Annotated in this window: 20 protein-coding genes; 16 read left to right on the top strand and 4 right to left on the bottom strand. The window is 66.1% G+C overall.

Going from position 1 to position 21,940, the window contains the following annotated elements:
• Positions 1 to 128 precede the first annotated feature (128 nt).
• On the top strand, positions 129 to 1,340 hold the full coding sequence (locus tag QRM89_RS08725; protein ID WP_014509007.1) for a D-alanyl-D-alanine carboxypeptidase family protein: 1,212 nt from the start codon (positions 129 to 131) through the stop codon (positions 1,338 to 1,340).
• Between the two features lie 144 nt (positions 1,341 to 1,484).
• Here the strand turns inward: QRM89_RS08725 and QRM89_RS08720 are convergent, their stop codons facing one another.
• Positions 1,485 to 2,546 (bottom strand): lipid A deacylase LpxR family protein, encoded by a 1,062-nt coding sequence (locus QRM89_RS08720; protein ID WP_070689634.1) that lies wholly within the window; start codon positions 2,544 to 2,546, stop codon positions 1,485 to 1,487.
• 322 nt (positions 2,547 to 2,868) lie between these two features.
• Here QRM89_RS08720 and QRM89_RS08715 point away from each other — a divergent pair, with 322 nt between their 5' ends.
• The 5 genes from QRM89_RS08715 (at position 2,869) to QRM89_RS08695 (ending at position 8,377) form a co-directional block, all read left to right on the top strand.
• A complete protein-coding gene (locus tag QRM89_RS08715; protein WP_259175183.1) occupies positions 2,869 to 3,852 on the top strand; it encodes a CsgG/HfaB family protein in 984 nt (327 codons plus the stop codon).
• Positions 3,853 to 3,977: 125 nt separating this feature from the next.
• Positions 3,978 to 4,256: a YbeD family protein gene (locus QRM89_RS08710; RefSeq protein WP_016944387.1), complete on the top strand. Its 279-nt coding sequence runs from the start codon at positions 3,978 to 3,980 to the stop codon at positions 4,254 to 4,256.
• Positions 4,244 to 4,942, top strand: a complete 699-nt coding sequence (gene lipB, locus QRM89_RS08705; protein WP_042597082.1) for a lipoyl(octanoyl) transferase LipB — start codon at positions 4,244 to 4,246, stop codon at positions 4,940 to 4,942. The genes QRM89_RS08710 and lipB overlap by 13 nt, the downstream gene beginning before the upstream one ends.
• A 14-nt stretch (positions 4,943 to 4,956) precedes the next feature.
• Positions 4,957 to 5,970, top strand: a complete 1,014-nt coding sequence (lipA, locus tag QRM89_RS08700) for a lipoyl synthase (RefSeq protein WP_285447794.1) — start codon at positions 4,957 to 4,959, stop codon at positions 5,968 to 5,970.
• Positions 5,971 to 6,193: 223 nt separating this feature from the next.
• Entirely contained in the window at positions 6,194 to 8,377 is a 2,184-nt protein-coding gene (locus QRM89_RS08695) for a carboxy terminal-processing peptidase (protein WP_285447793.1), read from the top strand.
• 109 nt (positions 8,378 to 8,486) lie between these two features.
• On the opposite strand, the gene QRM89_RS08690 is transcribed toward QRM89_RS08695, so the two are convergent.
• A complete protein-coding gene (locus tag QRM89_RS08690; protein ID WP_285447792.1) occupies positions 8,487 to 9,230 on the bottom strand; it encodes a sulfite exporter TauE/SafE family protein in 744 nt (247 codons plus the stop codon).
• An 88-nt stretch (positions 9,231 to 9,318) separates the two neighbouring features.
• Here QRM89_RS08690 and QRM89_RS08685 point away from each other — a divergent pair, with 88 nt between their 5' ends.
• Positions 9,319 to 10,224 carry a LysR family transcriptional regulator gene (locus tag QRM89_RS08685; protein WP_285447962.1) on the top strand — a complete coding sequence of 302 codons (906 nt, stop codon included), beginning with the start codon at positions 9,319 to 9,321 and terminating at the stop codon, positions 10,222 to 10,224.
• A gap of 82 nt (positions 10,225 to 10,306) precedes the next feature.
• Here QRM89_RS08685 and QRM89_RS08680 read toward each other — a convergent pair whose 3' ends face one another.
• Complete coding sequence (locus tag QRM89_RS08680; RefSeq protein ID WP_285447791.1) at positions 10,307 to 11,173, bottom strand: endonuclease/exonuclease/phosphatase family protein; 867 nt, start codon at positions 11,171 to 11,173, stop codon at positions 10,307 to 10,309.
• Between the two features lie 181 nt (positions 11,174 to 11,354).
• Here QRM89_RS08680 and QRM89_RS08675 point away from each other — a divergent pair, with 181 nt between their 5' ends.
• From QRM89_RS08675 to gnd, 8 genes are all read left to right on the top strand, one after another.
• Positions 11,355 to 12,410 (top strand): bifunctional nicotinamide-nucleotide adenylyltransferase/Nudix hydroxylase, encoded by a 1,056-nt coding sequence (locus QRM89_RS08675; protein ID WP_285447790.1) that lies wholly within the window; start codon positions 11,355 to 11,357, stop codon positions 12,408 to 12,410.
• Between the two features lie 59 nt (positions 12,411 to 12,469).
• Positions 12,470 to 13,876: a nicotinate phosphoribosyltransferase gene (locus tag QRM89_RS08670; protein ID WP_285447789.1), complete on the top strand. Its 1,407-nt coding sequence runs from the start codon at positions 12,470 to 12,472 to the stop codon at positions 13,874 to 13,876.
• Positions 13,854 to 14,999 carry a hypothetical protein gene (locus tag QRM89_RS08665; protein ID WP_285447788.1) on the top strand — a complete coding sequence of 382 codons (1,146 nt, stop codon included), beginning with the start codon at positions 13,854 to 13,856 and terminating at the stop codon, positions 14,997 to 14,999. Before QRM89_RS08670 ends, QRM89_RS08665 begins: the two co-directional genes overlap by 23 nt.
• Positions 14,992 to 16,056: a DNA methyltransferase gene (locus QRM89_RS08660; protein ID WP_285447787.1), complete on the top strand. Its 1,065-nt coding sequence runs from the start codon at positions 14,992 to 14,994 to the stop codon at positions 16,054 to 16,056. The genes QRM89_RS08665 and QRM89_RS08660 overlap by 8 nt, the downstream gene beginning before the upstream one ends.
• 74 nt (positions 16,057 to 16,130) lie before the next feature.
• Complete coding sequence (locus tag QRM89_RS08655) at positions 16,131 to 16,904, top strand: DUF2242 domain-containing protein (RefSeq protein WP_186829828.1); 774 nt, start codon at positions 16,131 to 16,133, stop codon at positions 16,902 to 16,904.
• A gap of 125 nt (positions 16,905 to 17,029) precedes the next feature.
• Positions 17,030 to 17,407, top strand: a complete 378-nt coding sequence (locus QRM89_RS08650) for a glycine zipper 2TM domain-containing protein (RefSeq protein ID WP_011038539.1) — start codon at positions 17,030 to 17,032, stop codon at positions 17,405 to 17,407.
• Between the two features lie 83 nt (positions 17,408 to 17,490).
• Positions 17,491 to 18,885, top strand: a complete 1,395-nt coding sequence (locus tag QRM89_RS08645) for a hypothetical protein (RefSeq protein WP_343237675.1) — start codon at positions 17,491 to 17,493, stop codon at positions 18,883 to 18,885.
• Between the two features lie 22 nt (positions 18,886 to 18,907).
• Positions 18,908 to 19,849 (top strand): phosphogluconate dehydrogenase (NAD(+)-dependent, decarboxylating), encoded by a 942-nt coding sequence (gene gnd, locus QRM89_RS08640; protein ID WP_040940645.1) that lies wholly within the window; start codon positions 18,908 to 18,910, stop codon positions 19,847 to 19,849.
• A 122-nt stretch (positions 19,850 to 19,971) separates the two neighbouring features.
• Here gnd and QRM89_RS08635 read toward each other — a convergent pair whose 3' ends face one another.
• Positions 19,972 to 21,030, bottom strand: a complete 1,059-nt coding sequence (locus QRM89_RS08635; RefSeq protein ID WP_103700251.1) for an oxidoreductase — start codon at positions 21,028 to 21,030, stop codon at positions 19,972 to 19,974.
• A gap of 149 nt (positions 21,031 to 21,179) precedes the next feature.
• Between QRM89_RS08635 and QRM89_RS08630 the strand changes: the two genes are divergently transcribed.
• Complete coding sequence (locus QRM89_RS08630; protein WP_014508988.1) at positions 21,180 to 21,551, top strand: BON domain-containing protein; 372 nt, start codon at positions 21,180 to 21,182, stop codon at positions 21,549 to 21,551.
• Positions 21,552 to 21,940: the final 389 nt, after the last annotated feature.

Raw genomic sequence — 21,940 nt, 5'->3', positions numbered from 1 at the left:
GCGCCCTGCGCGCCTGATCGGGGCTGAACTTCGGTCAGGCGCGGCGCCGGTGCGCATCGCCCTGATCGCTGTGGCGCCTTACAATTTCGTATTACCCAGCCTTCGGGCCCGTCAGGAGTCGTTCTTCAATGAAATTCCGCTTCGCCGCCGCTGCCGTGGCCACGTTCGCGTTCGGCCTGGTCTGCGCACAGACCCCTGCGCCGCAGCCGACCCCCGCCGCTGCCGCGCCGACCGCTCCGGCGGCATTGCCGGTTCCGCCGGCACCGGCACCGGCCGTGTCCAAGTCCTGGATCCTGATGGACTACGCCACCGGGCAGGTGCTCGCCGGTGAGAACATCCACCAGGAACTGGCGCCGGCCAGCATCACCAAGGTGATGACCTCCTACGTGGTGGCGGCCGAGATCAAGAACGGCAAGATCAGCCGCGACGACCAGGTCATGATGAGCGAGCGCGCCTGGCGCGAGGGCGGTGCCGGCACCGACGGCAGCTACAGCGGCTTCCCGGTCAACCAGACTGCGCGTCTGGAAGACATGGAAAAGGGCATGGCGATCCAGTCCGGCAACGATGCCGCGATTGCGCTGGCCGAGCATGTCGCCGGCAGCGAAGAAGCCTTCGCCTCGCTGATGAACAGCTACGCCGCCAAGATCGGCATGAAGAACTCCTACTTCGTCAACGCGCATGGGTTGAGCGCCGAGGGCCATCACTCCAGCGCCTACGATTTGGCCATGCTCGGCCGTGCGATGGTGCGCGATTACCCCGAGACCTACGCCTACAACAAGATCAAGGAGTTCCAGGTCGGCACCATCAAGCAGAACAACCGCAATCTGCTGTTGTGGCGCGACCCGGCCGTGGACGGCATCAAGACCGGCCACACCTCCGAAGCCGGCTACTGCCTGCTCAGCTCGGCCAAGCGTGGCGACCAGCGGCTGGTGGCCGTGGTCATGGGCGACACCTCCGAGCGCCAACGCGCCGATGACAGCCTAGCGCTGCTCAACTGGGGCTTCCGCTTCTTCGAGACCCACAGCCTATACGCACCGGGCAAGGTCGTGACCAAGCAGAAGGTCTGGAAGGGCGAGCAGGACGAAGTGCAACTGGGCGTGGCCCAGCCGCTGCTGGTCAGCCTGCAGCGCGGCCGCTACAACGACCTCAAGCCCAGCATGGAAGTGGCCAAGAACCTGCAAGCGCCGATCAAGAAGGGCCAGCAGGTCGGCACCGTCAAGGTCAGCCTGGAAGGCAAGGTCATCGCGCAGGCACCGCTGGTGGCGATCAACGCGGTGGAAGAGGGCGGGTTCTTCAAGCGCCTCTGGGATGCCTTCTGGATGTGGTGGGAATCTGAGTGAGCAAAGAAAAAGCCGGCTTTCGCCGGCTTTTTCTTTGCGGGGATTGGGGATTGGAGATTCGGGATTGGCAAAGGCGAGAGCAGGAGCGAAGCACCAGCAGCCCGCTCTTGCGAATCCCTCATCCCGAATCCCCAATCCCAGCCCTCAAAGCATCCGGCTGATCGTGAAACTTCCATACACCGGGGTCTCGCGCTGGGTCTCGAACTCGCGGGTGCGGTGGTAGCGGGCGATGGCGAATTTCCAGCGGCCGTACATCACCGCCAGGCCATAGCCGACATCGCCAACGAACGGGCGCTTGTCCACGCTGTGGCTGTTGCGGAAGGTGTTGCCGTCCAGGGTGATGTCGCGGATCACCCAGCGCGCGTCGGTGGTCAGGAACAGATGTCCGGACCAGCCACTTGCGCGGCCCAGGCGGCTGGGTGCGGTGTTCTCGCCGGCCGGGCGGGTCGGCGTGCTGCCGAAGTCATCCGGCAGCTTCCAGCCGAAGCGCACTTCGCCGCCGGCATTGAGATGGGTCGACATGTTGCCCAGCGACCCGCCCCAATGCGAAATCGCGTCCCATCCCCAACCATCGGCGTTGACCGTGGCGTCGCCCGGCCAGCGGCGCATGCGTTCGTGCACGATGTTGATCAGCGGCTCGTTGTGCAGCTGGTTGTCCCAGCCCTGGAATTTCTCGTCGCCCAGCGCGTCGTGGATGGCGTCCTGCGCTTCCTGCGCGAAGGCCCACGGGCCAACCACGCCGATCTGCAGCTGCGTGGTACGCAGGTGCGCGTCGTTACGCGCGTTGTAGCCGAAGCTGGCGAGCAGGATGCCCGCGTACGGGCGGTCGTCCGGAATCACGTCGCGGCGGGTGTAGTCGGTCGGGGTAAAGATCGCCTGGCCGATCGAGAACACCATGTTCTGCTGGTCGAACTCGCCCGGGTGCAGGCGCTCCAGATAGCTGTTGACCCAACGCGCAGTGCGCGGCAGGCACGGGTCATCGGTGTAGTCGACCAGGTTCGGCGAGACCAGCGTCAGCAACGCGCCATTGGAATAGCCCTGGTCCTGGTCTTCGCCACCGAACAGGTCGTTGTCGACCCGGAAATTCACCGCCGGCGGCGTACGACCCAGCCGGCTGGAATCGCACTGGTCGGCCGCCAGCGCGGGCAGCGCCAGGCCGGTGAGGGAAAGCAACAAGGCAGCGGACAGCGCGCGCGGTCGGAGCATGGAGGACCCGGAGCAAGAGGGACAGGATGTGGCAAAGGTGCCTGCGGCCACTGCTGCGCCGCGTGAACATGGGCTGCATGATGCCGCGCCTGCCGTGGCGGGCATGACTGCATGTGCGGACCAGTTCGTTCTATCGCGCTCAGGAGGCCCGTCGGCGCGAATTGCACGGCGGGCATGAGTCCGCTGCCATGAATTTCGCGCGCGAATAGCATATGATCCGCCCCCGGGGGAACTAGCCCCAAGGAACGGCGGCCTGCAGCAGGCCATTTCATTACCAACGGATCGCGTTCGCCCACGGCGGCGCAGGTGTTAGGGGAACAACATGAGCAAGACGATTTCTGTGAGCGCGGCGGTACTGTCCAGCGTGCTGGGTATTGCATTGGCCAGCGTGAGCGCACCGGCATCGGCCGGCTTCAAGGATGCCTTCAAGGGCTCCGCGCAGGACCAACGCAAACAAGCCGCCGCGCAGATCCCGGTGTGCACCAAGCCACTGGGCAGCCTGTCGGTCATTGAGCCGGAGGATGCAGTCAACTGGTGGACGGGGCAGCAGCTGCCGGCGCCATCCAAGTTGATCAAGGTGTTCGTCAACAAGTCACGCTGCTTCACATTGGTGGATCGTGGTGCGGGAATGGCCGCATCGCAGCGCGAGCGCGATATGGCCGCCAATGGCGACCTGCGTGCGCGTTCCAATGTCGGCAAGGGCCAGATCCGTGCAGCCGACTACGTGATGACGCCAGACCTCATTTCGCAGAACAGCAATGCTGGCGGTAGCGCGATCGCCGGCATGTTGGGCGGGTTGGTCGGTGGCAATGCGGGCAATCTGGTTGGAGGATTGAACTTCAGCAAGAAGACTGCCGATGTAGCGCTGACCATCACCGACGTACGCTCGTCCGAACAGGTCGCCATGGCCGAAGGCAACGCCAAGAAGACGGACGTGGGTTGGGGCGGGAGTGGCGGCCTGTTCACTGGCAGCGCGTTAGGCGGAGCTGGCGTAGGCGGTTATGCCAATACCGAGATCGGCCAGGTGATCACCCTGGCGTATCTGCAGGCTTACACCGATATCGTCAGCCAGTTGGGTGGTCTGTCCGGCAATGCGGCCGCGTCCAACACCCAGCAGGCGGTCACCGTGACCCGCGCAGGGCGTCTGCTGGCCAATGCCAAGGGCTCCGGCGCAGCAGTGCGTACGCTAGAGCCGGGCATGATGCTGTACCCCACCGGCACCAAGGAAGGCGTCATGTGGGAAGTCGAAGACGAAATGGGCAACCGCGGCTGGGTGTCGTCGGCCATGCTGGAACTGTCCAAGTAAGTCGTCCGCAAGACGCACATTTAGTGTGAAACGACGGGGCCCACTGGGCCCCGTTTCGCTATCCGCGACAGGTGGTGCGACAGGGCGGGGTTGGGTTTGCCGCCAGGCGGCCCGATAATGGGCGGATGGAAATCAGCTCCGACAACCCCGATCACGGCTTCCAGTTTCCCGGCACCTTCGAGCTCAGCGCCATGGGCACGGCCGAGCGCGGGCTGGAAACCGAACTCCCGCGCCTGCTTGCCGCCACCGGCGTTGAACTGCTGGAAGAAAGCATCAGCTGGAAGCACTCCTCCAGTGGCAAATACGTCTCGGTCCGGATCGGCTTTCGGGCCGACACCCGCGAGCAGTTCGACGCCGCGCATCAAGCGCTGCGCGAGCATCCGGAAGTGAAGTGGACGCTGTAGCGGCCGAGCCTGTCGTGGCCCCGGTGTTGCCCTTGCCGGCGCAGGTCCGCGACCTGGGCATGCAGGACTACGCCCCGGTCTGGCGTGCAATGCAGCGTTTCACCGATACACGTGACGAGCACACCGGCGACGAGCTGTGGGTGGTCGAGCATGCGCCGGTGTTTACCCTGGGGCAGGCGGGCAAGCCCGAGCATGTCCTGGCTCCGGGCGAGATTCCGGTGCTGCAAGTGGATCGCGGCGGGCAGGTGACCTACCACGGCCCTGGCCAGCTGGTGGTGTATCCGCTGCTGGATCTGCGCCGGCTCAAGATCGGTGTACGCGACTATGTGTGCAAGATCGAGCAGGCGCTGATCGATACGCTGGACGAGTGGAACATTGTGGCCGAGCGCCGCGATGGCGCGCCTGGCGTGTATGTGGGCGGGGCGAAGATCGCCGCGCTTGGCATCCGCGTGCGCCGCGGCTGTACCTTCCATGGGCTGTCGTTCAACGTGGCGATGGACCTGGAACCGTTCCACCGCATCAACCCGTGTGGCTACCAGGGTCTGCAGGTGACCTCGGTGCTAGACTTGGGCGGCCCCTCCGGGATGGACGCCGTCAAGGCGGTGCTGCTCGACCAGCTGGCGCGCCAGTTCGGCCTCGTGTTGCAGCCCACCTCCGCATTGCCCGACCTTTCGCTTCCGGCCTGAGCGCCCGTACCGTCATGACCCAGCCTATCGCCCGTTCCATTCCCTTGCAGGTCGTCTCCGGCGACACCGCCGCACCTGCGTCGCTGCAGACCGGCGTCAAGCAGATCGGTGGCGACAAGATCAACCGCTCGCCGGTGCAGTTCGTCGACACGCCGGTGCTACGCAAGCCGTCGTGGATCCGGGTACGGATTCCGTCCGGCAACGCGGTGCAGAACCTCAAGGCCAAGCTGCGCGAAAACCGCCTGGTCACGGTCTGCGAAGAAGCCAGCTGCCCGAACATCCACGAGTGCTTCAGCCACGGCACCGCCACCTTCATGATCCTGGGTGAGGTGTGCACGCGGCGCTGCTCGTTCTGCGACGTGGCGCATGGCCGGCCCAAGCCGCCGGACGCGAGCGAGCCGGCCAGCCTGGCCACCACCGTGGCCGACATGGGCCTGAAGTACGTGGTGGTGACCAGCGTGGACCGCGACGACCTGCGCGACGGCGGTGCCCAGCACTTCGTCGACTGCATCTCGGCGATCCGCGCCAGCGCGCCCAAGACCCGGATCGAGATCCTGACCCCTGACTTCCGTGGCAAGGGCCGCATGGACCGCGCGCTGGAGATCCTGGCCACCAGCCCGCCGGACGTGTTCAACCACAACATCGAAACCGTGCCGGACCTGTATCCGAACGTGCGCCCCGGTGCCGATTACCAGTGGTCGCTGACGCTGCTGCGGCGCTTCAAGGCGCAGCACCCGTCCATCGCCACCAAGTCCGGCATCATGCTTGGCCTGGGCGAAACGATGGAGCAGGTGCAGGCCACCCTGCGCGATCTGCGTGCGCACGATGTGGACATGATCACGATCGGCCAGTACCTGCAGCCCACGCCGCACCACCACCCGGTGATGCGCTACTGGACGCCGGAGGAATACAAGGCGCTGGAGGAGTACGGCAATGCGCTGGGCTTCAGCCATGTGGCGTCCGGCCCGATGGTGCGTTCTTCGTACCACGCCGACCGCCAGGCTGCCGATGCCGGCGTCGCCGCCTGAGCCCAACTGCATCGGTGTGTGCATCACGGCCCTGCGCAATGCGCGGGGCCGTGTCGTATCCGGGCCAGCGTGCCGAGGGTACGGGCGCGTTCACAATCTGCTACATGCCCGGAGCTAGGCTGATTCAGCCAGCGGATGACAACGCCAGCAACTTTCGGCACTGTCATGCTGTCACATCCGATCACCGCCCTTCTTTCATCGGCCCCGTGCCGAGAGCCATTCGATGACCTACAACGTTTCTGCGTCCCTGAAGGCCGGCCTGCTGGCACTGGTGCTCACCACTCCGATGGCATTGCTGGCGCGTGCGGACACGGCGCTGCCTGCCGCGGCCACGCCCGAACAGGCGACGGCGACCAAACTGGTCTACGGGCTGCTCTCGGACAGCCGGTATGCGTATCGCCCGCGTACCCTCGACGAGGCGATGTCCAAGGACGTCTTCAAGCGCTATCTGGAGACGCTGGACGGCGGAAAGCAATTCTTCACCCAGGCCGACGTGGATGCGTTCGCGCCGTTGCAGGCGGGCGTGGGTGATGCGCTGCGCGGCGGCAATCTGGAGCCGGCGTTCCAGGTGTTTTCGGTCTACAAGAAGCGTGTCGATCAGCGCGTGAAATACGCGCGCGAGCTGCTCAAGCAGGACTTCGATTTCACTGGCAGCGAGAAGTTCGAGTACGACCGCAAGGACGTGCCGTGGGCGGCAGACGACAAGCAGCTGGACGTCCTGTGGCGGCAGTCGGTGATGAACGACTGGCTGCGCCTGAAGCTGGCCGGCAAGAAGTCCGAGGACATCCGCAAGACGCTGGACAAGCGCTATGCCACGTTGGCCGATTCGGTCAATGAACTGAAGGGAGAAGACGCGTTCCAGTTCTTCCTCAACGCTTATACCAATGCAGTTGACCCACACACCGATTACTTCACGCCGCGCACCGCCGAGACCTTCAATCAGCAGATGTCGCTGTCGCTGGAAGGTATCGGCGCGCAGTTGCAGAAGCAGGACGACATGGTGGTGATCCGCGAGGTGATCCCGGGTGGTCCGGCCGCGGTGGACGGCACGCTCAAGCCGGGCGACCGCATCGTTGGCGTTGGCCAGGCCAAGAGCGGCGCCATCGAAGATGTGATCGGCTGGCGCATCGATGACGTGGTGGCCAAGATCCGCGGCAGCAAGGACACCCAGGTGCGCCTGGAGTACATCCCGGCCGAGCTGGGCATCGACGGCACGCACCGCACCGTAACCCTGACGCGGCAGAAGGTGCGCCTGGCCGAACAGGCCGCCAAGGGCGAGACCATCACGCTGCCGGCCAGTGGCGACGTGCCGCAGCGCCGGATCGGCATCATCAAACTGCCGGGCTTCTACCAGGATTTCGAAGGCCGTCGCCGTAACGCGGCCGACTATGCCTCGGCCACCCGCGATGTCGCCAAGCTGCTGGCGGGTTTCAAGTCCGACAAGGTCGACGGCGTGGTGCTGGATCTGCGCAACAACGGTGGCGGTTCGCTGGACGAAGCGATCGAGCTCACCGGGCTGTTTATCGAGCAGGGCCCGGTGGTGCAGGTGCGCGAATCCGGTGGCCGGGTCACCGTCAATGGCGACAGCAACCCGAAGGTGGCCTGGGATGGTCCGCTGGGCGTGCTGATCAACCGCGGCTCGGCCTCGGCGTCGGAAATTTTTGCTGGTGCCATCCAGGACTACGGCCGCGGCCTGGTCATTGGTGAAACCACCTTCGGCAAGGGCACGGTGCAGAACATCGTTGACCTGGACCGCTGGCCGGCCGCCGAAGGGCAGCGTTATGGGCAGGTCAAGCTGACCATTGCGCAGTTCTTCCGCGTCAGCGGCTCCAGCACCCAGCACAAGGGCGTGGTGCCGGACATCGCATTCCCGGCCAGCGTGGATGCCACCGAATTCGGCGAAAGCACCTACGACAACGCGCTGCCGTGGACGCGCATTGCCGCCGTGCCACACACCCAGTACGGCAACTTCGCCCCGCTGCTGCCAAAGCTGCAGACCTTGCACGCCACGCGCATCGCCAGCGACAAGGAATTCCAGTGGTGGGAAGAGGACGTCAAGCAGTTCCGTGACGAGAAGGCCAAGAAGTACATTTCGTTGAACGAAGCCGAGCGCGTGGCCGAACGGCAGAAGCAGGATCAGCAGCGCAAGGACCGCCAGCAGGTGCGCAAGCAGCTGGGTCTGCCGCTGGACCCGCTGGCCGACGACAGCGACGACGGCCTGACCGGCAACGAGCGCGATATCGTCAAGGACACCGCACGCGAGAAGGCCGCTGAAAAGCGTCCGGATCCCCTGCTGCACGAATCGGCGGCCATCCTGGCCGATGCGCTGGGGTTGTTGTCCAAGGACCAGCCGCTGTCGGCGCAGGTGCTGCCGCAATCGACGGCACCGGGTCGCTGGGCTGACTGATTGCCTGCGTCATTGATGGGTGAGCAACGCCACCGCTTGTCGGTGGCGTTTGTTTTTGAGGCGGCGCATCGGTTGGCGATACATGCACGCACCGACTGTTCGCAGCAGATCAGGTCAGCGCCTGCCAGCAGGCCTGCAGGCCGAGCAGCAGCAAAGTGCCGAAGAACACGCGCCGGAACATCTCGGCGGAGATGCGTCGCCGCACCCGGGTGCCGGCCCACACGCCCAGCGCTGTTGGCAGCAGCGCCAGTAGCGACGGCACGCCCGCCGATAGCGGCACGCCGCCCTGCCAGACCAGCGCGATGGCCAGGGCAAGCGTTGCGGTACCAAAACAGGTGGCCAGTGCGCGGATCAACAGTTCGCGTGGCAACCCCAGCGCGGCGAAATACGGCGCTATCGGCAGCACCACCACGCCAATGGCGCCGTTGAGCAGGCCGCTGATCAGGCCGGTCAATGGGCTGGCCCAGCGTTCATGGCGTGGTGGCAACGTCCACTGCCAGCGGGAAAGCCCCAGCAACGCATAAGCCACCAACAACACGCCGAGCGCGGCACGCAGGGTGCGCGGGTCGCCACCGATGATCAACCCGGCAGTTAGCCAGGTGCCCACGCTCATCAGTGCCAGCAGGGGCCATAGTCGCCGCAACAGTGCACCCGGTGCCGGCCCCCAGGCCTGCTGCAGATTCGTCACCAGCGAAGGCAGCACCAACAACGCGGCTGCCTGGCTGGGTGGCAGCCACAGCCCGAGCAGGCCCATGGCCACGGTCGGCAGGCCCATGCCGGCCACACCCTTGACCCCGCCAGCCAGCAGGAACACGCCCGCGATCAAGAGCCAGTGCAATGCATCGTCATTCATGCCGGGCAGGATCCTGCCGCCGGGGCGAGGCGGCAAGCTGTCTTTGTTTGAGGCAGACTTCGTCCACACCGAAGGCTGGGGCTGCGCGATGCAAGTGGAGTTCGTCGATCTGCGGATTTTCGTGGCAGTGGCCGACACCGGCAGCATCACCGCCGGTGCCGAGCGCGTGGCGCTGTCGCTGGCCGCCGCCAGCGCCCGCATTCGCGCGCTGGAGCTGCAGGTGGGCGCTGCGCTGTTCGAGCGTGGCCGACGTGGCGTGACGCTCACCGCCGCCGGGCAGGTGCTGCTGCGACACGCGCGGGTGCTGGCCCGACAGGAGCAGGCGATGCGTACCGAGCTGGGCGACTACGGTGCGGGCGGGCAGGTCACCCTGCGGCTGGCTGCCAACACGGCCGCGCTGTCGGAATGGCTGCCCGAGTGCGTGGCCGACTTTCTGTTGGCGCATCCCCGCGTGGACCTGACCCTGGCCGAGTGGGGCAGTGAGGAGGCTGCCGATGCAGTGCGCGAGGAGCGCGCCGATCTGGCGGTGGTCGCTGGGCATGCGGATTTCACTGGCCTGCAGCGGCGCCCGTTCCGCCACGATCGCCTGGTGGTTGCGGTGGCGGCCCGCCATCCGCTTGCCGGCGCGGGCACGCTGCGCCTGGCCGATATCCAGGACATGCAGTTGTTGGCGTTATCGGCCGACAACGCCTTGCAGCGTCATCTGCGTACGCACCTGGCGCGGGCTGGCGTGCACCTGCGCATTCGCGCGCGCGTACCGGGGATCGAAACGCTGTGCCGCATGTTGGCGCGCGGCGTCGGCGTGGCGATCGTGCCGCACGCGGCGCTGGCGTGTTCCAGCGTCCGCCAGCAACTGGTGGCCGTGCCGCTGGACGAATTCTGGGCACGGCGTGAGTTGTCCATCGTCTGGCGCGATACGCCATCGGCTGCCTTGCAGGCGTTGCTGGAATGGCTGCAGGCAAGCGCGGCGCAGGCGGGCATCCGGCCGCCGTGATTGCCGGCTGGTTTCGCAGGCATCGGTACGCTCACTCCGTGCGCGCCGATGCCTGCGAAGCATTTGATTGAAGCGCGTGCTTTCAGCGCGGCCAGGCAAACTCGGCGAGCACCGGATAATGATCCGACGGCAACACGCCGCCGGGCCGGTCATCCAGCGTGGTGAACTGCGTTGGGGTCAGCCCGCGGAACAGGATCCAGTCGATCCGCCGGGTGGGGTGGGTGCTGAAATCCTGGAAGGTATTCTCCGGCCCGCTGCGCTTGGGCGCCTTCGCGCGTGCGTCGCCTAGCACGGCGGTGAGCGTGGGGTAGGTGATCTTGTCAGGGTCGCTGTTGAAGTCGCCGGTCAGCACCACCGGAATATCGGCCGGCAATTGCGCGATGCGCGACAGGATCAGCCGCGCGCTGCGTTCGCGTGCCGGTTCGTCTTCGTCGCGGTACGGGAAATGCGTGTTGAACAGATAGAAGCGGCGCTTGTCGCTACGGCGCTCGAACAAGGCCCAGGTGACCATGCGCGGCAACACGTTGCCCCAGGTGATGCTGCCGGCCACCTCGGGCGTATCGGACAGCCAGAAGTTGCCCGATTCCACCACGTTGAGCGCGCGCGTGTCGTAGAACACGCCCATGTGTTCGTCGCTGTCATCGCCGCGCCGTCCCTGGCCGAACCAGCGGTAGTTAGGCAACTGCGCGGTGAGATAGCCGGCTTGCTCGCTGACCAGTTCCTGGGTGCCGAACACATTCGGATGCGTCTGCTTGATCACGCTGACCATCGCACCGCGACGCGCCTGCCAGCGTTTGTCGCCATCGGTATCGACGGGCACGCGCACATTGAATGACATCACACGCAACGGCGTGATTGGCGCTGCGGCAAGTGCCGGCAAGGCGATGCACAGCAGTGCAAGGGTGGCAAGCAAGCAGCGCGTCAGCGCGCGCGTGGTCAGGCGTGGCATGCAGGCGAATTCCTGAAGAACAGAGCCGCCAAGTCTAGTCAGCAATGATGACCGCTGTGTCATGGCAACGCCGGTGTTCGCCGATGCAATCACGCGCTTGACGTCGCTGCGCATCGGCGTAGCATTTGTCACAAGCCAGCGGACAGACCACTGGCTGACCACACAACCGTGAGGGATTCTCATGGCAACACCGTACGACTATCTCGTCTTTATCGGGCGTTTCGAGCCCTTTCATAACGGCCACGCCGCCGTCGCCCGCCACGCGCTGGGCAAGGCCCGCAAGCTGATCGTGCTGATCGGTTCTGCCGATACCCCCCGCACCATTCGCAATCCGTGGACCGTCGCCGAACGCGCGGTCATGATCCAGGCGGCATTGCCCGACGATGCCGAACGCCTGATCCTGCGCCCGCTGCGCGACCATCTGTACAACGAAAGCCTGTGGATTGCCGAAGTGCAAAGGCAGGTGGCCGAAGCCGTGCAGGCCGATAGCGGCAGTGCCGATGCACGTGTAGGCCTGATCGGCATGGACAAGGACGCCAGCAGCTATTACCTGCGGGAATTTCCGCAATGGCCGCTGGAGGATGTGCAGCACACCGCCACGTTGTCGGCCACCGAACTGCGCCGCTATCTGTTCGAAGCCGGCGATATCGGCTTCCATGGTGGGCTGTTGATGTTGCGCGGCAATGTGCCGGCGCCGGTGTACGACATGCTCGAAGCATTCCGTCGCAGCTCACCGAGCTACGCGCAGCTGGTGGCCGAATTCCGCTTCATCGAACAGTACCGCGCTGCCTGGAAGGACGCGCCGTATGCGCCCACATTCGTCACCACCGATGCGGTGGTGGTGCAGGCTGGCCACGTGTTGCTGGTGCGTCGTCGCGCCGAGCCGGGCAAGGGCTTGTGGGCGCTGCCGGGCGGGTTTGTCGGGCAGGACGAAGGCCTGCTGGACAGCTGCCTGCGCGAGTTGCGCGAGGAAACCCGGCTCAAGGTGCCGCTACCGGTCATCAAGGGTTCGTTGCGCGCGCGGCAGGTGTTCGATCACCCCGAGCGCAGCTTGCGCGGGCGCACCATCACCCATGCGTTCCACTTCGAATTTGCCGCGGGCGAATTGCCGGCGGTGCGTGGCGGCGACGATGCCGACAAGGCGCGCTGGATCCCGATCGCCGAGGTGATGGCGATGGGGCCGCGGCTCTACGAAGACCATCTGCATATCCTTGAATTCTTTCTGGGCCATGGCTGAGCCATGACCTCCCGCTGGCGGACAGACCGCCGGCCTCCCGACGCGAAGGAGCTTCCGTCATGCATTATCTCGACAACCTGCTGCTCAACACCGACAGCTACAAGGCCAGCCACTGGCTGCAATATCCGCCTGGCACCGATGCCTCGTTTTTCTACGTGGAATCGCGCGGTGGCGTGTACGACCAGACCGTGTTCTTCGGCCTGCAGTCGATCCTGAAAGAAGCGATCAACCGTCCGGTGACGCATGCCGACATCGACGATGCCAAGGCGTTGCTGGCGGCGCATGGCGAACCGTTCAACGAGGCCGGCTGGCGCGATATCGTCGACCGTTTGGGTGGGCAGTTGCCGATCCGCATCCGTGCGGTGCCCGAAGGCTGCGTGGTGCCCACGCACAACGTGCTGATGACGATCGAATCCACCGACGCCAAGGCGTTCTGGGTGCCGTCGTATCTGGAAACCCTGCTGCTGCGCGTGTGGTATCCGGTGACCGTGGCCACGGTGAGCTGGCAGGTGAAGCAGATCGTGCGCGATTTCCTGCAACGCACCAGCGACGATCCCGAAGGCCAGTTGCCGTTCAAGCTGCATGACTTCGGTGCGCGTGGCGTGTCCAGCCTGGGCTCGGCCGCGCTGGGTGGCGCGGCGCACCTGGTGAACTTCCTCGGCACCGATACCTTGTCGGCGTTGTTGCTGGCACGCGCGCATTACCACACGCCGGTGGCTGGTTATTCGATCCCCGCAGCCGAGCACAGCACCATCACCAGCTGGGGGCGCGAGCGCGAAGTCGATGCATACCGCAACATGCTCAAGCAGTTTGCGCGGCCGGGCGCGATCGTGGCGGTGGTGTCGGACAGCTACGACATCTACCGCGCCATTCGCGAGCATTGGGGCACCACGCTCCGCGAGGAGATCATCGCCTCGGGTGCGACCGTGGTGATCCGCCCGGATTCGGGCGACCCGGTGGATGTGGTCGAGCAGTGTCTGCTGTTGCTGGACGAGGCGTTCGGCCATCAGGTCAACGGCAAGGGCTACAAGGTGCTCAATCACGTGCGCGTGATCCAGGGCGATGGCATCAATCCGCAGTCGCTGCGCGCCATCCTCGAACGCATCACCGCTGCCGGATATGCGGCCGACAATGTCGCCTTCGGCATGGGTGGTGCGCTGCTGCAGAAGGTGGACCGCGACACGCAGAAGTTCGCACTGAAGTGCTCGGCGGTGCGCGTGGATGGCGCATGGATCGATGTCTACAAGGACCCGATCACCGATCAGGGCAAGCAGAGCAAGCGCGGCCGGCTGACGCTGCTGCGCGACCGTGCAACGGGCCAATACCGCAGCGCCTTACTCGACGAGGTCGCCACGCACGCGGGCGACAGCGACGATGCCTTGGTCACGGTGTGGGAGAACGGGCAGATGCTGCAGGAATGGACGCTGGAGCAGGTGCGTGCACATGCAGACGCTGCCCGGTTGTGAGGTAGGTGCGCAGGCCAGCGCGGCGCTGACACCGGAGCAGCCCAGCACGCAGGTGACAGCGGCGTCGGTGCTCGCCACCTTGCGGGCTGCCGCGCCGGCGATCGAGCAGCGGGTGCCGGCTGCCCACGATGTCGACCGTTGGCATGCACTGGAGATCGGCGGGCGCCGGTATCGCGCGGCGCTACCGATCACGTTGACGCCCTACGCCTCGGTGCGGCCGTGTTCGGCGCGCTGCGGCTTTTGCTCGGAGAATCTGCGCTCGCAGTCCGGCGGTGTGGCGGCCGCGCAGCTGCGGCCAGGGCCGGCGTACTTCGACCACTTGCAGCAGGTGCTGCAGCTGCTGGCTGGGGTGCCGTTGTCGTATTCGTTGTCGGGTCTGGAAATGACCGACGATGCGGCGTGGCTGCAGACCCTGCTGCAGACGCTGGCGCACACGCGCAACGGGCCGCAGGTCGCGCAGCGGGTGCTCTACAGCAATGGCGCCGGATTGGCGCGCAGCCACGGGCAGGCGTTGATCGATGCATTGGTGGACTTTGATCTGTCGTGGATCGAGCTGTCGCGCCATCATCCGTTGCAGGCCGGCAACGACGCGATCATGCGCTTCCGCTCGGACGAGCCGATCGCACAGGTGGACACGTTCGTGCACACCGCCAATCGGTTGGCACTGCGCGTGCCGGTGCGCCTGGTGTGCATCGTGCAACAGGGCGGTGTGGATACCGCGCAGGAAATCGCCCGTTATCTGGAATTCGCGCGACGCTGCGGCGCCAGTCAGGTGATCTTCCGTGAGCTGTCGCGGCTGGATGCCGGCTACCGCACCAACGGTACCGTGCGTTACATCGAGCAACGGCGCATCGGCGTGGAGACCTTGCTGGCCGAGTGCATGCAACAGCCGTGGTGGCCGGGCTGGACGCTCGACGGCATGACCCAGGGCTACTACTTCTGGAACGTGCGGCTGCGCGATGCGCACAGCATGCATGTCGTGTTCGAAAGCGCGGACTACGCCGCCATGCATGCCCGCCACGCCAGCGGCGATCTGTACAAGCTGGTGTTCTTCGCCAATGGCCGGCTGTGCGCAGGCTGGGACCCGGATGCGGACATCCTGTGGGAGCCAGGCCATGGATGAATTCGATCAGCGCAGCTGGTGGACGCCAGCGCCGGACGATCCGGCCTGGGCGCTGCCGGACGACCTGCGCGCCACCGATCCCTTGCACGGGCGCGACTGCGGCTGGGTCAATCAGATGCGCCCGTTCGTGCGCCATTTCAGTGCGCCGGGGCAGCAGGTGTTCGACCCGTTCTGCGGGTTCGGCAGCACCTTGCTCGCCGCCGCGTTGGAAGGCCGCCAGGCGCATGGCATGGAGATCGACCCGGCGCGTGCCGCAGTGGCACGCGAGCGCTTGCGGCGGCACGCGGTGCAGGCGCCGATCGTGGTGGGCGGGCTGGCGCAGGTGCCGCCCGCCGCGCCGGTGGACCTATGCCTGACCAACGTGCCGTATTTCGGCTGCCACTGGTCCGGGCAGGTAGCGCCCGGCCAGCTGTATGCCAGCACCGATTACGCCAGTTATCTGGCCGGCTTGCGTGCGGTGTTCCATGCGCTGCGTCGCCAGCTGCGGCCAGGCGGCTTCGGCGTGGCGATGGTGGAGAACGTGGTGCTGGACGGGCAGCTGGTGCCGCAGGCCTGGGACCTGGGGCGCATCCTGTCCAGCCTGTTTACGCTGCGCGAGGAGCGGGTGCTGTGCTATCCACGCGCCGGCGGGGTGCTGGCGCAGGGCGACACCGCCAGCAACCGCAGCCACGAATATGCGCTGATCTTCCAGCACTGCCGCAGCCGCCTGGATCTGCAGGCCGCCGCGCAGCTGCTGCAGGCGCTGCGCGACCAATGCATGTCCGTCACCCCGCATGGCAGCTACGCACGTTGGCTGCAGGCGCCCGAACAGGTGCCCGATGGCCCGGCCGATCTGGACCTGATCGTGCCCGGCGAGCAGGCGGTCTGGGACCGGCTGACCCACTGGCTGCACGCGCAGGGCTTCGCGCTGAGCCTGTGGGGCGCGCCGTGTCTGCCCGCCGTGCCGTTGGCGATGGTCGCGGCGCACCACTATCTGCGCGCCGAACGCCTGGACGCCGATGGCCGCCGCCTGCAGGTAGACCTGCAACTGCCGATGGATGAACCGGCGCAGCCCTGAGCGGCGGACGCGACACCGCGCGCACATGGGTTGCGGCTATGCTCTGTGCCGGTTTTGGATGCCGGAATTTACCCATGTCTTGTTCTTCCCTGATTGCGCGCGGCGCGTTGCTTGGCGCATTGGCGGCCCTGGCCGGCTGCGGTGGCAGCAAAGGCGACACCATGCTGATGCGCGAGTCGTTCAATTCCGACGACACCTATTCGCGCAACGTCAGCGCGACCTCGCCGCAGGCGTGCGAGGCGGCGCGGCGGGTGCTGTTGAGCCAGGGCTATGCGGTCACGCGCGCCGATGCCGCCGCCGTGGAGGGCAGCAAGAACTTCCAGCTCAAGGAAGCCGACCAGAGCGAGCAGCTCAATCTGCGCATTTCCTGCGCCGGGCAGGACGGTGGCACCGCGCAGGTGTTTGTCAGCGCGCTGCAGGACCGCTATGCACTGAAGAAGAGCTCCACCTCCGCCAGCGTGGGCGTGGGCGTGCTGGGCTCGTTGTCGGTGCCGGTCGGCAGCAGCGGCGATTCGCTGGTGCGTGTGTCCAGCACCACCGTGCAGGACGCGGCCTTCTACAAGCGCTTCTTCGAGCGGTTGAATTCGTACCTGCCGAAGGTGGCCGAATCCACGCCTGCCGCTGCGGCACCGGCACCAGCGCATACAGCTGTGTCTCCGGCGCCAGCGCCAGTGCCAGCAACGCAGCCAGTGCCCACCGCGGCAGCGCCGGCAACCACTGCGCCGCCGCCGGCAGCAATGCCGACCAGCGTTGCGCAGCCGCCTGTCGCGCCGCTGCCGGTTGAAGCGCAGGACCCGCCGCCCGCACCAGCCCCGGTGCCGCAGAGCGAGCCCGCAACGCAGCCGTGACGGTGCATTTCACGCTCCGCGCTGAAGCCTGAATAGCGGGGTGTTCGCTTCACGTACTGTTCTCGACGTAGCGACCAGAGTGCAGCCATGGCTCGCCGAATGGGCGAGAACGATGGAGACGTACGATGAAAATGCACACTTCCCTGATGGGTATGTCCCTGATCGCTCTGATGGCGACGAGCACCTTCGCGCAGGCGCAAAACTACTCGCAGCACCGGTACACGACGGCAGACGAAGGCCGCAGGTTCAATGACGGTACCCGTGTGCGCTGCAAGAACGTTGAAGTGCAAAAGAATTCCCGTGACCCGAACCGCATCGCCGGCACCGCGACTGGCGCCATCGTCGGTGGTCTGCTCGGCAACCAGGTGGGCGGCGGTAACGGCAAGAAGGCCGCAACCGTGCTGGGTGCGGTGGCAGGCGGTGCGGCAGGCCGCACGATCCAGGGCAACAGCCAGCAAAATAATGGCGATCGCCGGGTCGAACGCGTCTGCGAGCGTCGTTGAGGCTGAGCGACTGAACGCCACGAGCCCCGGCCCTGCCGGGGCTTTCTTTTGCCCGCGCCGCAGTGCGGATCTACGCTTGCTCAATGCCGCCTCGCATGACGTTCGCCCCCCATCAATACCCCGCAGCGACCACACCCGTTGAGCGACGCCTGCACGCACGGCGCAGCGCGCGCGTTGTCTGTGCGGCGGTCTTGTTGGGTGCGCAGCTGCTGCAAAGCGTGTTGGCGGCACCCAGTGCAACGGCAGCCGCGGCCGATGCCGATTGCGTGGAGGCGTTGTTGCGGCGGATGGGCTGGCGGATCGAGCAGGCATCCATCACGGCACCGGTGATCGCACGTGGCCTGCCGTGTACGCGCGCTACCTTGGTGCAGGCGCAGCAGGCAGGCGATTTGCACGCCGTGCTGCCGGCGCAGTGGAATGCGCAGCAACGCGGCGATGCCTTGCGGGCGCTGCTGGACGATCCCGCCACGCAGTGCGCGTACGCGTTCGAGCTGGGTGCGGCCACGAAACGTGCAGTGCGCAAACTGCAGGACAACCCTCGTTATCGCTTTTCGGCAGTGCAACTGGGCTGGATCGGTTTTGGCTGGCGTGGCGCTGCCGCGCAGGGATGGAGTGGATTCAAGAGCTTCGGTCGCGGCTATCAGCCAAGCGGGAGCAACGCGCAGGCGCTGGATGCGTTCTATCGCGGCCAGGTGCGCTCCGAATGCGGGGTGGGCCGGCAGGTGGCGCAGCTGGCCACGCAACGCGAACTCTACGGCGATGCAGGCTTCGATACGGTCTTTAGCGCGGGCGAGCTGTCGATCGGCACATTTTTGACCTTGCACGACACCGACAGCATTTTGCTGGGGGCGCACGCCGGCGAGTTTTTCGCCGATGGCAAGGCGGTCAAGACTGCGCAGCTGGGGCGCCAGGCGTTCGTCGGTGCGCCGGGCTTCATCGCGCATGTGTTCGACAAGGCGTATCTGGACGACATCCACAATCAGGCCGAAAACTTCGTGGTGGTGGATGTCAGCGATGCAGCCGCGCAGGCGCTGGCACGCCGCGGTGGCTTTGCGTACTACGACGCGCGTAACCGTCAGATCTGGGAGTTGGCCAAAGAGTTGCGCGGGCCCGGCCGGCGGCGTTTCGAGCGGCTGTTGTACGAACGCGATGCCGCGCTGCGCGCCAGCCTGGATGCGCATCAGCGGGCCCGTCTGCAGGAACTGCTTGCGCTGCTGGACGACCCGTTCTACCAGGGGTTTCAGGTGTACGTGCACCCCAAGGGCGTCAAGCCGATCGGCTACCACGTGGCGCGCCTGCTCGACCGTAACCCGCGCACGCCGTATGCCATCGACCTGACCTTGCACAACCTGCGCAGCACCCTGTACTGGCGCTGGATCGATTGGCAGCTGCAGCAGTGCGCGGCCGGTCACGCGCTGGAACAATCCATTGAGAAATCCGCCACGCCGTTCTACGCGCCGCGTGGCACCCTGCACTGATCAGATGACACGAGGAGTGACTATGGAACTGGGTATGGTGGGACTGGGCCGCATGGGCGCCAACATGGCCGAGCGGCTGGTGCGCGGCGGGCATCGCGTGCATGGGTTCGATCTGGGCGCTGCCGCGCGCACCAGTGCGCAATCCAAGGGCATCCAGACAACCGACGCGCTGGCCACGCTGGTCACCGCACTGCCGAGTCCGCGTGTGGTGTGGCTGATGGTGCCGGCCGGCAAGATCGTCGACGACACGCTGGCGCAGCTGCTGCCGTTGCTGCAGGCCGGCGACATCGTCATCGACGGCGGTAATTCGTATTACAAGGATTCGCAGCGCCGCGCCGCGCAGCTGCAGTCCAGCGGCATTGCGTTTGTCGATTGCGGCACCAGCGGTGGCGTGTGGGGCCTGCAGGAAGGCTACAGCCTGATGGTGGGCGGCGACGAAGCGGCCGTGACCACGTTGCATCCGGTGCTGGCCACGCTGGCACCGGCGCCGGACAAGGGCTGGGGACGGGTGGGCCCGAGCGGTGCCGGCCACTTCACCAAGATGGTCCACAACGGCATCGAGTACGGAATGATGCAGGCCTATGCCGAAGGCTTCGCGCTGCTGCAGCACAAGACCGATTTCGCGCTGGACCTGCACCAGGTTGCCGAGATCTGGCGCGATGGCAGCGTGGTGCGTTCGTGGCTGCTGGACCTCACCGCCGATGCGCTGGCGCACAACCCGACCATGGGCGGCATTGCGCCGTATGTGGCCGATTCTGGCGAAGGCCGTTGGACGGTGGCAGAGGCCATCGACCTGGAAGTCTCCGCGCCGGTGATCACCTTGTCGCTGATGGAGCGGTTGCGGTCGCGCGACAAGGATTCGTTTACCGATAAATTGCTGGCCGCGATGCGCAATCAGTTCGGTGGACATGCGGTGCTGACCACCACGCCAACCCCGCCGCCGATCGGCAGCAAGGACGCCTGATCCGGCCAGGGCCGTGCGCGCCACGCTTGGCGTGGCATGCATGTCTGCTTCAACAACAGCGTGTGCGCGTGGCAGTGGCCGCGCGCGGTGAGCGCGGCACCGCCGCTGCCAAGCCTTGGCGTTTAGTCGCTGCTGTTGCCTTCCAGCCAGAGCACCTGGCCCAGCGCGGCACTGCGTTGCGCCAGCTCCAGCAGCTCCATCAGCCGCACCGCGTCGGCAGCACTGACCGGTGGCGGTGCGGTGCCGGCCATTGCGTCGCGGAAGGCCGCATAGCAATGGCGGTAGTCGCCGGGTACGCCATCGGGCTGATGCGTGTGCACACGGCCTTCGTCGTCCACGCGGGTGAGCGTGCCGGGCAATGGGTCCATGCCCCAGCCGGCGGTGCCGGGGCGGCGGCCGGCACGTAGCTGGTCTTCCTGCGTATCGGCGCCATGCTTGAGATAGCTGCCACGGGTGCCATGCACGGCAAAGCGCAGGCTGCCGTCGGCCACCAGCGATCCGGCGTGCAGGATCACCCGCAAGCGGGGATAGCGCAGCACCACGTTGAAGTAATCGTCGCTGCGCGCCTGCGTGCGCTGGCGCTGCAGGTCTGCGCTGATCGCCTGCGGCATGCCGAACAACTGCAACGCCTGGTCCAGCAGATGCGGCCCCAGGTCGTACCACAGCCCGGCGCCGGGGATATCGCTTTCGCGCCAGCGGTCGCGCACCTGCGGGCGATACCGGTCGAAGTGCGAATGGAACTCCACCACCTCGCCCAGTTGGCCGTCTTCGATCAAGCGCCGCACGGTGAGGAAGTCCGCATCCCAACGGCGGTTCTGGAACACGCTGACGATCTTGCCGGCCTCTGCGGCGGCGTCCACCACGGTGCGGGCCTGCGCGGCATCCAGTGCGAAGGGTTTATCCACCAGCACGTGCTTGCCGGCCGCCAGCGCCTGCAGCGCCATCGGCGCATGGGTCTGGTTGGGCGTGGCGATGACCACCGCATCCAGCGCGGGGTCGGCCAGTGCGGCCTCCAGGTCGGGCAGCACGCGCACCTCGGGGAAGTCCGCATGTGGTTGCTGCGGCTTGGACGACACTACGCTGTGCAACTGCAGGCCGGGCGTGCTGGCGATCAGCGGTGCGTGGAAGGTGCGGCCGACATAGCCATAGCCGACGACGGCCAGATTGAATGGTTTAGGCATTGAAAACGATTCACCGCAACGCTGGGGAAGACCTGCATGGTATTGCACCCACCCGTGTGCGCCGGGTTCACGAACTCTGCATCCAGCGGTCACATCCGCGCGACGGCTGGGCCCGCAGACTCGCCCCACACCCAACGGAGGGTAATCGGATGAACACCATGACGCATGCACGCAAGTTGTTGGCTCTGTCGCTGTCGCTCGGTCTGACGCTTGGCGCGTCGCAGGCATTTGCCGCACCGCAGGAACACGCAGACCACAAGGACCATGCCGCCGGCATGAACGAGTCCAAGAAGCCGGTCACCGACACCTGGATCACCACCAAGGTGAAGGCCGATCTGCTGGCCACCGACAATGTGTCCGGCACCGACGTCAAGGTCGAGACCAAGAACGGCATCGTGACCCTGACCGGTAGCGTTGCCACCAAGGCCGAGCATGACAAGGCCGTGGCCGTTGCCAAGGGCATCGAGGGCGTCAAGAGCGTCAAGTCGACCGGCCTAAAGGTCACTGCTGCAAAGATGTAAGCAGCAGGCACGCATGCCGGGCCGGCCGAGGCGAGGCGGCTGCCCGACACGAGGCGCACTCTTACGGGAGTGCGCCTTTTTTGTGCGTGGAGATGTTGAAGGCGGAGGGCGGGCCATGCCTGCTGACAGGCAGCGCAGGCATCGACATTGCGTGACCGCCTTCGCGCTGCCCGATGTGAAGTTGCCAACGTCCGATGGCCGCCTGTGCTCGGTGAGGGCGGGGCGCTGGGGCCGCCACGCACACGGGTGCCCTGAAGGCAATCTGCACGCGCAACCGTGGAGCAGCGCCACGGGTGCTGGCGCCTGATCGCTCGTCAGGGCAGGTCTGGGGCGGTTGGTAGCAGGGCGTAGAGCACCTCGAATACCGCCGGTCGGCTGGGCCAGTTCTC

Source organism: Xanthomonas sp. LMC-A-07, assembly GCF_030208825.1.
GTDB lineage: Bacteria > Pseudomonadota > Gammaproteobacteria > Xanthomonadales > Xanthomonadaceae > Xanthomonas > Xanthomonas campestris.
Note: the sequence above shows the minus strand (reverse complement) of the source record. Positions and strands in the feature narration are given on the sequence as shown.